The 13,363-nt window shown below is 51.7% G+C and carries 14 protein-coding genes; 8 read left to right on the top strand and 6 right to left on the bottom strand.

Annotation, left to right across the window (positions count from 1 at the left end; translation table 11 throughout):
• The first annotated feature begins 108 nt into the window (after positions 1 to 108).
• Genes hemA through kdsA form a run of 6 tightly spaced genes read left to right on the top strand, consistent with a single transcriptional unit; the run spans position 109 to position 5,422 of the window.
• On the top strand, positions 109 to 1,365 hold the full coding sequence (gene hemA / locus MUG06_RS06590; protein ID WP_215846989.1) for a glutamyl-tRNA reductase: 1,257 nt from the start codon (positions 109 to 111) through the stop codon (positions 1,363 to 1,365).
• A 42-nt stretch (positions 1,366 to 1,407) separates the two neighbouring features.
• The gene (gene prfA, locus MUG06_RS06585; RefSeq protein ID WP_215846988.1) at positions 1,408 to 2,490 is read left to right on the top strand and encodes a peptide chain release factor 1; all 1,083 of its coding nucleotides are present in this window, start codon (positions 1,408 to 1,410) and stop codon (positions 2,488 to 2,490) included.
• Positions 2,490 to 3,323 carry a peptide chain release factor N(5)-glutamine methyltransferase gene (gene prmC / locus MUG06_RS06580; RefSeq protein WP_243078108.1) on the top strand — a complete coding sequence of 278 codons (834 nt, stop codon included), beginning with the start codon at positions 2,490 to 2,492 and terminating at the stop codon, positions 3,321 to 3,323. Before prfA ends, prmC begins: the two co-directional genes overlap by 1 nt.
• Positions 3,324 to 3,335: 12 nt before the next feature.
• The gene (locus MUG06_RS06575; protein WP_215846986.1) at positions 3,336 to 3,734 is read left to right on the top strand and encodes a SirB2 family protein; all 399 of its coding nucleotides are present in this window, start codon (positions 3,336 to 3,338) and stop codon (positions 3,732 to 3,734) included.
• Positions 3,731 to 4,540, top strand: a complete 810-nt coding sequence (sirB1, locus tag MUG06_RS06570) for an invasion regulator SirB1 (protein WP_215846985.1) — start codon at positions 3,731 to 3,733, stop codon at positions 4,538 to 4,540. The genes MUG06_RS06575 and sirB1 overlap by 4 nt, the downstream gene beginning before the upstream one ends.
• A 27-nt stretch (positions 4,541 to 4,567) precedes the next feature.
• Positions 4,568 to 5,422, top strand: coding sequence for a 3-deoxy-8-phosphooctulonate synthase (kdsA, locus tag MUG06_RS06565; RefSeq protein ID WP_243078107.1), 855 nt, complete (start codon positions 4,568 to 4,570; stop codon positions 5,420 to 5,422).
• Positions 5,423 to 5,498: 76 nt separating this feature from the next.
• Here kdsA and chaA read toward each other — a convergent pair whose 3' ends face one another.
• A complete protein-coding gene (gene chaA / locus MUG06_RS06560; protein ID WP_215846984.1) occupies positions 5,499 to 6,590 on the bottom strand; it encodes a sodium-potassium/proton antiporter ChaA in 1,092 nt (363 codons plus the stop codon).
• A 371-nt stretch (positions 6,591 to 6,961) separates the two neighbouring features.
• Between chaA and chaB the strand changes: the two genes are divergently transcribed.
• Together chaB and MUG06_RS06550 are read left to right on the top strand one after the other, a co-directional pair.
• Positions 6,962 to 7,192: a putative cation transport regulator ChaB gene (chaB, locus tag MUG06_RS06555; RefSeq protein ID WP_215846983.1), complete on the top strand. Its 231-nt coding sequence runs from the start codon at positions 6,962 to 6,964 to the stop codon at positions 7,190 to 7,192.
• A gap of 216 nt (positions 7,193 to 7,408) precedes the next feature.
• Positions 7,409 to 8,086: a gamma-glutamylcyclotransferase gene (locus MUG06_RS06550; RefSeq protein ID WP_243078106.1), complete on the top strand. Its 678-nt coding sequence runs from the start codon at positions 7,409 to 7,411 to the stop codon at positions 8,084 to 8,086.
• Positions 8,087 to 8,250: 164 nt separating this feature from the next.
• On the opposite strand, the gene MUG06_RS06545 is transcribed toward MUG06_RS06550, so the two are convergent.
• The 5 genes from MUG06_RS06545 to tagF are packed head-to-tail and all read right to left on the bottom strand — an operon-like array spanning position 8,251 to position 13,352.
• Positions 8,251 to 9,693, bottom strand: a complete 1,443-nt coding sequence (locus MUG06_RS06545; protein ID WP_215846982.1) for a serine/threonine-protein kinase — start codon at positions 9,691 to 9,693, stop codon at positions 8,251 to 8,253.
• Between the two features lie 43 nt (positions 9,694 to 9,736).
• A complete protein-coding gene (locus tag MUG06_RS06540; protein ID WP_243078105.1) occupies positions 9,737 to 10,690 on the bottom strand; it encodes a hypothetical protein in 954 nt (317 codons plus the stop codon).
• Between the two features lie 14 nt (positions 10,691 to 10,704).
• A complete protein-coding gene (locus tag MUG06_RS06535) occupies positions 10,705 to 11,481 on the bottom strand; it encodes a protein phosphatase 2C domain-containing protein (protein WP_215846980.1) in 777 nt (258 codons plus the stop codon).
• A complete protein-coding gene (gene tagH / locus MUG06_RS06530; protein WP_243078104.1) occupies positions 11,478 to 12,617 on the bottom strand; it encodes a type VI secretion system-associated FHA domain protein TagH in 1,140 nt (379 codons plus the stop codon). The genes MUG06_RS06535 and tagH overlap by 4 nt, the downstream gene beginning before the upstream one ends.
• 36 nt (positions 12,618 to 12,653) lie before the next feature.
• Positions 12,654 to 13,352 carry a type VI secretion system-associated protein TagF gene (gene tagF / locus MUG06_RS06525; protein ID WP_215846978.1) on the bottom strand — a complete coding sequence of 233 codons (699 nt, stop codon included), beginning with the start codon at positions 13,350 to 13,352 and terminating at the stop codon, positions 12,654 to 12,656.
• Positions 13,353 to 13,363 lie beyond the last annotated feature (11 nt).

Genomic DNA, 13,363 nt, shown 5'->3' with positions numbered 1-13,363 from the left:
ATCTTATTACAGTCATAGGCTTTGTATGGCTTTTCTTGATCTGTTGCATCTTGTAGAATGCGCCTCACAAAACCCTGACATTATTGGGACATCCCAACTCAAATCACCATGACGCTGCTCGCACTTGGAATCAATCACAAAACTGCCCCCATTGCTCTGCGCGAACGTGTATCGTTCGGGCCGGAGACGCTGGAGCAGGCTTTAAATAGCTTGCTCTCTCAGCCAATGGTGCAGAGCGGCGTGGTATTGTCGACCTGCAATCGTACCGAACTTTACCTGAGTGTAGAGCAGCAGGTTGACCTCCAGGAGCGTTTGGTGAGCTGGCTGTGTGAGTACCATCAGCTGGATGAGGATGACGTGCGCAACAGCCTTTACTGGCATCATGGCAACGAAGCGGTGAGTCATTTAATGCGCGTTGCCAGCGGTCTTGATTCGCTGGTGCTGGGTGAACCGCAAATTTTGGGGCAGGTTAAAAAAGCCTTTGCTGATTCTCAGCGCGGTCATGCACTGAGCAGTGAGCTGGAGCGCATGTTCCAGAAAACCTTCTCTGTTGCCAAACGCGTGCGTACTGAAACGGAAATTGGTGCTAATGCCGTTTCTGTGGCTTTCGCTGCCTGTACGCTGGCACGCCAAATTTTCGAGTCCCTTTCAACGGTCAATGTGCTGCTGGTTGGCGCAGGTGAAACCATTGAGCTGGTGGCGCGCCATCTGCGTGAGCATCAGGTTAAAAAATTAATTATCGCTAACCGTACCCGCGAGCGTGCTGAAACGCTGGCCGCGGAAGTGGGCGCGGAAGTCATTAGCCTGGCAGACATTGATTCACGCCTGGCCGAAGCTGACATTATTATCTCTTCCACTTCCAGTCCGCTGCCGATTATCGGTAAAGGCATGGTGGAACGTGCGCTGAAAGCGCGTCGTAACCAACCGATGTTACTGGTCGACATTGCCGTTCCACGTGATGTCGAACCGGAAGTGGGTAAACTGGCCAACGCCTACCTTTATAGCGTAGACGACCTCCAGGCGATCATTGAGCAGAACCTGGCGCAGCGCAAAGCAGCGGCAGTTCAGGCTGAAAGCATCGTGGTACAGGAGAGTGGCGAATTTATGGCCTGGCTGCGTGCACAAGGCGCAGTTAACACGATTCGCGAATACCGTTCACAGGCGGAAGACATTCGCGCTGAGCTAGAAGGCCGCGCATTGCAGGCCTTGCAGCAAGGTGCCGATCCGCAGAAAGTCATGCAGGAACTGGCGCATAAACTGACAAATCGCCTGATTCACGCACCAACCAAATCTCTTCAGCAGGCCGCCCGCGACGGCGATTCAGAACGCCTGCAGATTCTTCGCGACAGCCTGGGTCTCGAGTAGACAACTGGCTGTTGCCACCTGTTACGGGAATCCCACATTTAAATGAAAACCTCAATTGTTGCCAAACTGGAAGCGCTGCAGGAGCGCCACGAAGAAGTGGAAGCTATGCTGGGCAACGCGGCTGTGATTGCCGATCAGGATCGTTTCCGTGCGCTTTCGCGCGAATATGCACAACTCAGTGATGTCACTCGCTGCTTCCGTGAATGGCAGCAGGTGCAAGAAGATATTGAAACCGCCAAAATGCTGCTCGACGATCCCGAAATGCGCGATATGGCACAGGAAGAGTTGCAGCAGGCGCGTGAGCAAAGTGAAACGCTGGAACAGCAGCTGCAAGTCTTGCTGCTCCCGAAAGATCCCGATGATGAACGCGCCTGTTTTGTTGAAGTCCGTGCAGGCACGGGCGGCGATGAAGCCGCGATCTTTGCTGGCGATCTGTTTCGTATGTACAGCCGCTACGCCGAAGCGCGTCGCTGGCGCGTAGAGATTGTCAGCGCCAACGAAGGCGAGCATGGCGGCTATAAAGAAGTGATTGCTCGCTTCATTGGTGAAGGCGCCTATGGCCGGCTGAAATTTGAATCAGGTGGTCATCGTGTGCAACGCGTCCCAGAAACCGAATCACAAGGGCGTATTCATACTTCCGCCTGTACCGTGGCGGTGATGCCGGAATTGCCAGAAGAAGAGATGCCAGAAATCAACGCGGGCGATCTGAAAATTGATACTTTCCGCTCGTCGGGTGCGGGCGGTCAGCACGTCAACACCACCGATTCTGCGATTCGTATTACTCACTTGCCAACCGGCATCGTTGTGGAGTGTCAGGACGAGCGTTCACAGCATAAAAACAAAGCCAAAGCACTGGCGGTGTTGGGTGCCCGTATTCACGCGGCAGAGATGGCAAAGCGTCATGCGGTAGAAGCCAATACGCGTCGCAACCTTTTGGGCAGTGGCGATCGTTCTGACCGAATCCGCACCTATAACTTTCCTCAAGGGCGCGTCACCGATCATCGTATCAACCTGACAATTTATCGTTTGGATGAAACCATGGAAGGCAAACTGGAAAGTCTGATTGAGCCTATCGTGCAGGAATATCAGGCAGATCAGTTGGCGGCGCTGGCTGGTCAGGATTAATGGATATTCGTCACTGGCTAAAACACGCGATTGCGACCTTATGCGGGGGTGACAGCCCAAAGCGCGATGCAGAGATTCTGCTGAGTTTTGTCACCGGCAAATCGCGGAGTTGGCTGATGGCATTTGATGAAACGTTGCTTAACGACCAACAGCTTACACAATTGGACGCGTTACTGCTGCGTCGAGCGCAGGGTGAACCGGTAGCGCATTTGATTGGCGAGCGAGAATTCTGGTCGCTGCCTTTGCGCGTCAACGATGCGACCTTGATTCCGCGCCCGGATACCGAAATTCTGGTTGAGCAGGCGCTAGTGCGTCTACCGGCTACGCCTTCTCGCATACTCGATCTTGGCACTGGCACCGGTGCGATTGCTCTGGCGATAGCCAGCGAACGTCCCGACTGTCAGGTGGTAGGCGTAGATCGTATCGAAGCGGCCGTGGAGCTGGCGCAGCTTAATGCCGAACAGCTCGGACTTTCTAATGCTTCTTTTTCGCTGAGTCACTGGTTCCGTGACCTTGCCCCCAGCCGTTTCAATCTTATCGTTAGCAATCCACCTTATATCGATGCCAATGATATCCATCTCGGACAGGGCGATGTACGCTTTGAGCCGCGCAGCGCCTTGGTGGCAGAGGAAGCGGGATTAGCTGATTTAAGAACGTTGATTGAACAAGCCCCGCATTGGATAGCCGCGGGCGGCTGGTTGCTGTTGGAACATGGCTGGCAGCAGGAACACGCGGTGCGCCAGTTGATGATTAAAAACGGTTATCAAGCCGTGGCAACGGCAAATGATTATGGCGGTAATCCGCGCGTGACCTTTGGTCAACTGGCAAATTAACAAGGAACTGACATGTTTGCTTATTATCCTCTGATCAAACATTTACACCTGCTCACGGTGGCGATCACTATCACACTTTTCTTGTTGCGTTTTTACTGGCAACGCAGCAGTTCTGCCATGATGATGCGCCGCTGGGTACGCATTCTGCCGCACGTTAATGACACTTTGCTGCTCATTACGGGCGTCATGTTAGTTATGATCACCCATTTTTACCCTTTTTCTCCGCAAGGAAGCTGGCTGACTGAGAAGCTATTAGGGGTTATCATCTACATCGCCTTAGCTTCCGTGGCACTGAGTCGTCGTCCGCGAACTGACCGCACCCGCTGGATCGCCTTTATTGTGGCGTTAATCGCGCTGGTGATAGTCATCAAGCTGGCGGTAACCAAAATGCCGTTATTGGGGATCGTATGACCGCCACCGAACAATTAGATTATAGCCAGACGCCGCTGTGTGAAGCGGTGATTGGTGCCACGCTTGCCATCCGCGCCGATTTCCCGGCGTTGTCAGTGGAAGCGCAATTGGCGGCCTTAGTGGCTGAAGCACGCGAGTATGTCAGCTGCGAAAAAGATGCCGATTTGCAACTCGAAAAGCTGCTTGAACTGTTTTATCGCCAATGGGGATTTGGCGGGGCAAGCGGCATATACAATCTTTCAGATGCGCTGTGGTTAGATAACGTACTGAAAACGCGTCAGGGTACAGCGGTGTCGCTGGGCGTCATTCTGCTGCACATCGCTGCCGAGTTAGAACTGCCGCTGATGCCGGTTATTTTTCCAACCCAGCTTATTCTACGTGCCGACTGGATTGATGGTGACAAATGGCTGATCAATCCTTTCAATGGCGAAACGCTGGATAAACATACGCTTGAAGTGTGGTTAAAAGGCAATATCAGCCCAACCGCACGTCTGTATGACGATGATCTGGACGGCGCGAAAACAGTCAGCGTAATGCGCAAGATGCTCGATACGTTGAAAGCTGCATTGATGGAAGAGAAGCAGATGGAGCTGGCGCTGAATGTGAGCCAGGTTCTGCTGCGTATTGATCCTGATGATCCTTATGAAATTCGCGATCGCGGTTTGATCTACGCGCAGCTCGAGTGCGAACATATCGCGCTCACTGATTTAACGTACTTCGTTGAACAGTGTCCTGAAGATCCGGTTAGCGAAATGATTAAAGTTCAGATACACGCAATTGAACAAAAACAAGTGACGCTGCATTAAGGGCGCCTTCACAGATAAGGAAAGGGCATGACACAGAAAGTCGTGAGTATTGGTGATATCAAGGTTGCAAACGATCTGCCGTTTGTACTGTTTGGTGGTATGAACGTGCTGGAATCACGCGATCTCGCCATGCGCATCTGCGAGCACTACGTAAAAGTGACCGAAAAACTCGGCATTCCTTACGTGTTCAAAGCTTCTTTTGATAAAGCGAACCGTTCATCTATTCACTCTTATCGTGGCCCAGGCCTTGAAGAGGGCATGAAGATTTTCCAGGAGCTGAAGCAGACCTTTGGCGTGAAAATCATCACAGATGTGCATGAAGCTTCACAAGCGCAGCCGGTTGCGGATGTGGTTGATGTTATTCAGTTGCCGGCATTCCTGGCGCGTCAAACCGATCTGGTTGAAGCGATGGCGAAAACCGGTGCCGTTATCAACGTGAAAAAACCGCAGTTCGTCAGCCCGAGCCAGATGGGCAATATCGTTGATAAATTTGCGGAAGGCGGCAACGATAAAGTGATTCTTTGCGATCGCGGCAGCAACTTCGGTTACGACAATCTCGTGGTCGACATGTTGGGCTTTAACGTGATGAAAAAAGTCACCAATAACAGCCCGGTGATTTTCGACGTCACGCATGCGCTGCAAACACGCGATCCGTTTGGTGCTGCTTCAGGTGGACGTCGTGCGCAGGTTGCTGAGCTGGCTCGCGCGGGTATGGCGGTTGGCATTGCAGGTTTGTTCATCGAATCGCATCCTGATCCCGCTAACGCGCTGTGCGATGGCCCATCAGCGCTGCCGCTCGACAAACTTGAGCCGTTCCTGGCGCAGATGAAAGCGATTGATGAGCTGGTAAAAAGTTTCCCGGAACTCGACACCAGTAAGTAATCAGCCGCAAAAAAGAAAAAAGAGCGAGAAATCGCTCTTTTTTTTCGCGCTGAATAAGCTGCATCAGTCGGCTGAATTACAACATGATGGTAATCAGATAACCGGCAAACAGCGCCAGATGTGCTGCACCGTTCAACACGTTTGTGCGGCCGGTTGAGAAGGAAATCTGACACAGAATCAATGATGCCATCATGATCACCATTTGCGGTGGCTCAAGACCAAATATCAAATCCTGGCCGGTCAACGTAGCAATGATGGTTACCGCTGGAACGGTTAACGAAATAGTCGCCAGGACTGAGCCAAAGAAGAGATTCATGGCTCGCTGCACCTGATTCATCAACACCGCTTTGATTGCGCCTAAACCTTCCGGCGACAAAATTAACAGCGCCACCAGGAAACCGGTGAACTGCTGCGGTGCATTCCACTCTGAAAGTAAATACTCCAGCGTGTTGGCATTCATTTTGGTCACGGCAATCACGGCGATTAAATGGACGATCAACCATCCTGTATGCCAAACGTTGCTGTGTGCGGACGGTTTACCATGACTCGGGTCGCCATCGTCGCTGTCATCTTCATGTTCATAGACAAACAGACTTTGATGCGTCTTGGTTTGAATCAGCAAAAATACGCCATACATCGCCGCAGAAATGGCGGCAATAATCAGCGCTTGCGTCGTAGTAAAGTTACCGCCTGGCAGGGCATTGGGAAAGACCAACACCAAAATAGCCAGCGGAAAAATCGCAATCAAATATTGTTTAACGCCCGCCAGATTCACATATTGGGTAGCAAATTTGCGCCCACCCAGCAGTAAGGCAAAACCTACCAATCCACCGGTGACAATCATGACGATTGAATAGAGCGTATCGCGCATCAATCCGGGTGCTGCGTCGCCCGTTGCCATCAATGCCGAAATTAAACTCACCTCAAGGATCACCACCGACAAGCTGAGAATCAGTGATCCATAAGGTTCACCCAAGCGATGCGCAAGCACGTCGGCATGTCGTACTACGCTAAAAGCACTACTTAAAATAGCAATCAGCGCCAACAAGTTGATGCCAATAACGATTGGCATTGAAGTTTGTCCACTAAAAAAATAGAGGACACCCAGCGTGATGAGGGGAAATATCAGCCAGAATTCCTTGTGACGCGTTTTCTCATGTGTTGGCATTCACCATCCTCTTAAGCTGTTCAAATAGACGGAACGTGTTAGCGCACCCGTAAAATATAATGAAAATAATCAACTTAACCAGTTTAACTTTTAACCGTCATAAGATGTAAATATTTACTGGTTTTTACTTTAAGCAATAATTTTGTTAAAACGGAATTAAGAAGCTGTTATCTGATTTTAGTGATTATTAATCAGCAGGATGTGATTCTGCTATTTACACTTATCAATCGATTAATCCTCTTGTTTAAGGTGGATTAATGCGTTTTATCTCGTTTAAATTTCGTTTAATAAGCTAAGGTCGTATTAACTCAAGTTTGAGATTTTCCCAACTTCGACCAAACTTAAAGTCGGTGTTAAACACAGGAGGAGTTATGCCTTACAGTAGCCGAAGTGGATTACCGGACAGCGTTAAGCATGTGCTACCCGCACATGCGCAAGATATCTATCAAGAGGCGTTTAATAGCGCTTGGTCGCAATATAAAGATGAAGAGGATCGTCGCGGCGATGACTCGCGAGAAGAGGTGGCGCATAAAGTTGCCTGGTCAGCCGTGAAAAAAGAGTACGAAAAAGGTGAAGATAATAAGTGGCATCCCAAGCATTGAGTGCTCATTCCCTTCGGGGCCAGAAAAATCTGGCCCTTTTTTATTTTTTTCCCAAAAGGTTCGCCTTCTTTTTTTATCTTGTGAGCACCATCACGCTTGTAACCCTCAATAAAAATGAATTACTGTCGTTTTATAGAACGAAGCGCGAGATCGCTTTAGGTCAGCACAAGAGGTGAGTCATTCAGACAGGACGTCAAACGTGTCGAGGAGGTCAGATTGTTAACTCGGGAATTTTTATTAAAAGCGGATTGTAAAACGTCGTTCGGTGATATCGAAGAGACGTTGTTATGGAGTTGCGAGCAGCGTGCGGCTTCACTGGCGGCCACACTGGCATGCCGTCCCGATCACAGCCCGGTATGGATCTTCGGCTACGGCTCTCTGATGTGGAACCCTATTTTTGAAGCGGATGAAGTCGCATCCGGTTCACTGGAAGGCTGGCATCGCGCCTTTTGCCTGCGTTTGATTGCGGGGCGCGGAACATCAAGTCATCCCGGTCGCATGTTAGCGCTGAAAGAGGGCGGCAAAACCAGCGGATTGGCCTTTCGTTTGCCGGAAGCACGCCTGCATGAAGAGCTGGCGTTGCTGTGGAAGCGCGAGATGATTACCGGTTGCTATTTGCCAACCTGGTGCGAACTCGCTTTGGATGATGGTCGTAGCGTAACGGCGTTGGCGTTTATCATGGATCCGCGTCATCCGCTGTATGAATCCGATTCTTGCCCGGATGCGATTGCCCCCTTAATTGCTGCCGCGACTGGGCCGCTCGGCTCCAATGCGCAATACCTGTTTTCACTGGAGCAGGAGTTGGCAAAGCGCGGGATGGAAGAGGAAAACTTGAGTCGGCTGGCGCATCAGGTGCGGGCGCTGCAATCTTGTTGCAATCAGGCGCAAGGATAACTGACCGTTTGCGTGTGCTGCCCGGTTGACTGAATCAGGAAATTGTTTGGTTAAAGAGGGCGATAATGCTTCCGTTTAAGAAAAACTCGCCTGAAGAGTAAAGCGCCAACGAGTCGGCGATTTACTCTGCATCAGGCAAGCTTTTTTCACTAAAAGGTTAAGCGTTAATTTCCTGGGTTAATTAACCAGGTGCCTGGTTTATCAATGGTCAGAGATTGCGTGTGCGTGATGTTGCCCGCATGCACTTCCAGGCGATATTGGCCCGCAGCCAGATTCAATGCCGCAAAACCGCTGCTTCCCGGCTTCACTTCAAGCGGTTGACCATTCAACACGATGCTTTCACCATTCCCCAGCTTGAGATAAACCGTGGCCAAAGCGACAGGCACGGCGGCAACGCTGCTGGAGGCTGGCGAGTTTGCCGAGGTCGTTGGCGCTACGGATGTGTTCTCAGCCACTGGGGCAACGCTGCGCTTATTCACCATCCATGTTACGGCAATGACAGCCAGCAATGCCACGCCAGCGATGCCCAACAAACCCGGCGACAGGCGACGAACGTTGCGAGGCGTGACCGGCTCAATGATGGATGCGCCATGATTGACCGCCATCACCACCGGTTCAGGTGCGTCAACGGGCTCTTCAGCCACAACTACCGGCGCAGGCGGCATATCCGCCGCAGCTTGCAGGCTGTTAACCACGGCTTCAACGTCGCTGACCGGCAAGTCGATCAGGGCAGCGAATGCATCAACGCTCTGCGGACGATCGCCTGGCTTCATCGCTAATGCGCAATCTACCGCGTGCAACAGCGACAGCGAAAAACCTTCCAGCTTGCGCTCAACCAACGGGAGATAGTTATCTTCAATGCAGCGTACTACGCTCACCGGTGGCGGATTACCGGTAATCAGGCTGTGTAACACCGCACCCAGCGCATAGATATCGGTCCAGGGACCTTGTTCCACTTCGCCTTCTTCACTGTATTGCTCTATCGGCGCAAAGCCGGGTTTGAGCATAATCTCGGTTTCATCCGATAAATTGCCAATCTCTTTGCGCGCTGATCCAAAGTCGAGCAACACCGGCAATTGATTATCTTGAATCTGGATATTATCGAGCGAAATATCACGGTGAAGATAACCCGCCTGATGAATGGTATTAATGGCGCCTAACAGCGGCGGCAACAGGCGGCGAATCCAGGCTTCCGAAATCGATTCAGGGCTGGTTGTCTGCCACTCTTTGAGCGTCATGCCGCTGTAATAGAGCGTGCCCATATACGCGGTGCCGTTCTCTTCCCAAAAGCGCAAAACGTGCAGCAAGCCGGGATGATTAAAACGCGCCAGCAGACGAGCTTCCTGAATAAAGCTGTTCAGTCCGGCATTAAATAATTTTTGAAAACGCTCGCCACGCAGTTCAAGTGACAAATCCGTGGCGCGTTGCGCCAGTGAAACCGGCATGTATTCTTTGATTGCGATGGTGCGTTCTAACTGATGATCCCATGCGCGGTAGACAATGCCGAAGCCGCCACCACCAATCACTTCCTTGATCTCAAACTCATTAAACCGGTAACCGTCAGGCAGAGCATTCGGAACCATTTTTTGATTATCATTAGCCGACATAGTGAACTCTCTGAACACGCCTGTTCGCCAGGCTGCGCGGTAATTAATTGATGTTACGCCAGGCACCGATGGCCGGATCAACCAGATCCGCGTGCAGGGTGTCGATGAGTAACACATTCACTTTTTGCTGTGGCATAAAATGCGGCCCCCAAAGGGCACGCAAGGTTTCAACTCGCGATTTCACCGCGTTGGCGTCTTGCTCTGCAGTACTCTTTTCCATCTTCACCAATAAGGTGCCATTAAAGCGCCAGAGATGCTGTTTTGCATCAAAGGGCAAAATCAACCAGCTATCGGTAGCATCCGGACGCGTAACTATCATGCGTTGATTATTGGCGGAGACCACCTCTAACGGACTGCCGCTAATGGATAAATTAGCGATCGGGTAACCTTGATAAAACGTAACCGGCACATTCACGGACTTTCCTGTTCCCGCCAGGGTCAACTCACTTTTGCCTTCTACCCAGCCGTCTGGTGAACACTGCTGTTTGCGGACATCAGGAATAAACATCGATTCTGCATTATCATCCCACGCGGTGCGAAAATGACAGCCGCTGGGCAGATCAAAGTGCTGCAATGGCGTGCTGTCAGCCGGACGCGATAAATCGAGTGGGGCGGCATTGCTGTCGCTGGCGCTCGTGGTGGCATCAGCCATGACAATGGGGCGCCAGTTTTGTAATTTGCTGGCGCTGCCGCTGGCTAAAACGCCGCCATCTTTGTCCGTCATTTGCCACGGCACAACATCAAGCGTGCCGCATTGGTTAGCTAACAGCGTGCCAACACGCGGTAAAAAAGTGGTAAGAACCGCCGAATCTTTGCTCTTACCCGAAACGATGCGCAACGGCAGCGTCTCTTTACACCAGTCGTCAGGCGCTTTGCTCACCACATTATCGATATAGACTTCCAGCGCCAGGCTGGGCGAATAAACCACACGATAATTTTCCGCCTGCACGTTAAAGGCAATCAGCAGGGTGGCAATGCCGGGCAACCACAATTTCATATGAATCCTTGGAATCAATAACGAGGCGGCAGAAAACGAGCCGAATCAGCCAGCGAATAGAGCAAGGTGGCCTCTTGAGGCTCACCAATCCAAACAGCCAAAGCACTGAGATTATCTTTTTTAACGCTACGGCTCACCGCGCCTTCCATCAGCGCCAACCACTCTTCGCAAGCGTTAACCATGCGTAACGCTTGTTCCATCTCATTGGTGGTCAGGTTAAGCCAAAACCCATCGGTGCAGACTAAAAAGGCGTCACCATCTTCAAGCTGAATTTCATCAGAAAAACTCACCGGACGAGACGGGGCTGCACCGAGCGCATTATAGAGTAAATTACTGTTAATGCCGGTATTTTCATAGCCTGCTTCTTTGAGCTGTTGCGCCAGACTGTGGTCACGCGTCACCTGATGTAGCATGCCGTGACGAAAGTGATAAACCCGGCTGTCACCTGCATGCGCCCACCATGCGCGCTGTTGTTCACGGTCAATAAACAGGACCGCAAGCGTGGTGCTCATGCGTGAAAATTTCGGATTTTTTCCTTGGGCTTCATGCAGTAATGCCCGACAGTGTTCAACGGCTCGCTGGGTAAACGCGGGCGAAAAATCTTCACACGCTTTGAGTTGATTGATCAGGCTATCACGCACCAGTTGGGCCGCTTTGTCACCGCCAGGTAAACCAGCAACACCGTCGCACACCACAAAGCAGGCTTTACTGTCGTCGAGTTCAGCACCGGTACGATCCTGATTTTCATCGCGTAAACCCTGCTGGCAGCGGCTGGCAAAAACAATTTTCATGCTTCATCCACTCGCGTCTGAGAATCTTTGTACTGGTTGACTTCCATGTCATAGGCATGAAGAAAGGCTTCGCCAAACAAGGTGTGGAAGTCATCTTCAATTTCGCCTGCGGTGCGCTGATAGTTACGCATGAAATAGTCCCACAGCGCGGCTTTTTTGAGGGTGGAGAATGGCAGCTTCGGCAACATACCATCAACGCGCGCTTGTTCTTCCAAACGTTGCGGATTAAAGGATTGCAGCATGGCGGCAATAATGGCGCGAATACCGGCTATCATGCCTAGCTGGTGCGCCTGCAAATCCACCAGCGCATCGCGCACCGCCTGTTCCGGCGGCATAAAACCAGGCATCTGGCTTTGATACATTTGCATCAAAACGGTTTTACCTGAGGGCAAAATTTTGAAGGGATTATTGGCCTCGTTGAGGATCATCGTCATGTCAGCTTTCACGCCGCGCTTAAGAATAGAGCGCGATGACATTAAGGCAACGGTACCTTGCGAAAACAGGCTTAACATACGGCCGGTAATGCGCATCTGTTCCTCATCAATCGGCGTAGCATGGCCGTTGTTCAAACCCATGCCTTCCAGCAGCGCGGCGATCAGTTTGTCTTGATCGTAAGGCTGCGTATGAGACTGACGCTGCGGTTCATTCGTTTGGGGATCAATTGCCAGACGTGCGTCGCTGTGGCGCTCATGACGTGTAGGGCTGCTCTCCGTTTCCACCGCCAAGGCATCGACATCATGCTGTTCACCAATGCCCAATGGATTGGTGAGTTGCGCAGCTTCAGCGCTGAAGAATGCCAGCGGATCGTCTTTGCTTTCATGACTGCGTGCAGGATCGCGCACTTCCAAAGCATATTCGCCAATACGCAGCGCATCACCGTGCTTGAGATGCACCTGCATTCCGCGACCCAGCGTGACACCGTTATGTTCAACCGGCGTGACGCTGCCTTGATTGGTCAGACGGCACTCGCCTTCGTTGGAGAGGTGCACCAACGCCTGTAAACGTGAAATTGCCCGCGATTCATCAGGCAAGACCAGATCGTTATCCTGACTGCGTCCAATAGTCCCACCGGGCGGAAGGAACGCCACGGTTTTCATCGGAACCTCTGTAGTGCATTGCACAATGGTAAATTGCATGGGTCATCCCGTATTGAAGGGCAAACGCAACCGGCCTCACTCAAACATTGGTGGATAAAGGCCATTACGTCCCGGCTGTGCACCTGCCGCCGGGTTAAAGAGTAACGAAAACAGATCTGCAGTCAGGTTGCCGCTGTGCTTGTGAGTGGCATGCACGAAACCATCACTGCGATTACTCCACCAGTAACTCATGTGCTGCTGGGGATCGAAACGTTCCGCCACTTCACGCCAGCTGAGCGTGCAGGGCAGATCCTGAAAACCAATCACATCCATGATGTCTGACGGCTGCTTTACCGGCACCAGCAACGGGGGCAAGCGTTGAATATGCTGCTCTAGCTGTTCAGCATTCAGCGGCTGTTGTACCGCCTGTAGCAAGGTCGCGCCGAGATCCTGAAACCAGTCACCGGAAATAGTCAGCTGCGCCGGGTGCCATTGATTCAGTGAGAAGCTGTGCAGCGCCACCAGCGGCCAGGCGCGGCCCACGCGATCGCACGAGGGCAATAAACACCCCATCTGAATCTGCTGCCTGCCCGGCGTTATTGGCAAAACAAAATTCCACACCGGTGCGCGCAAAAAAGCCGCGCAGTTGGCATTTTCTTGCATATGCCACTGTATCAAACCCTGCTGAAACCAGTGGCTCCAGGGCGTGATGTGCTTCTCGCTGAGTCGATGATGTAGAAAGTCGCCTGTTGAAGGCAACTTGCCATACCAGCCGGGAACAGTATACGCAGCCATGTTCACCTCAC

Origin of the sequence: Pantoea sp. MQR6 (assembly GCF_022761075.1) — a bacterium.
In the GTDB taxonomy this organism is placed as follows: domain Bacteria; phylum Pseudomonadota; class Gammaproteobacteria; order Enterobacterales; family Enterobacteriaceae; genus Pantoea; species Pantoea phytostimulans.
This window is presented reverse-complemented; position numbering and strand designations above follow the sequence as displayed.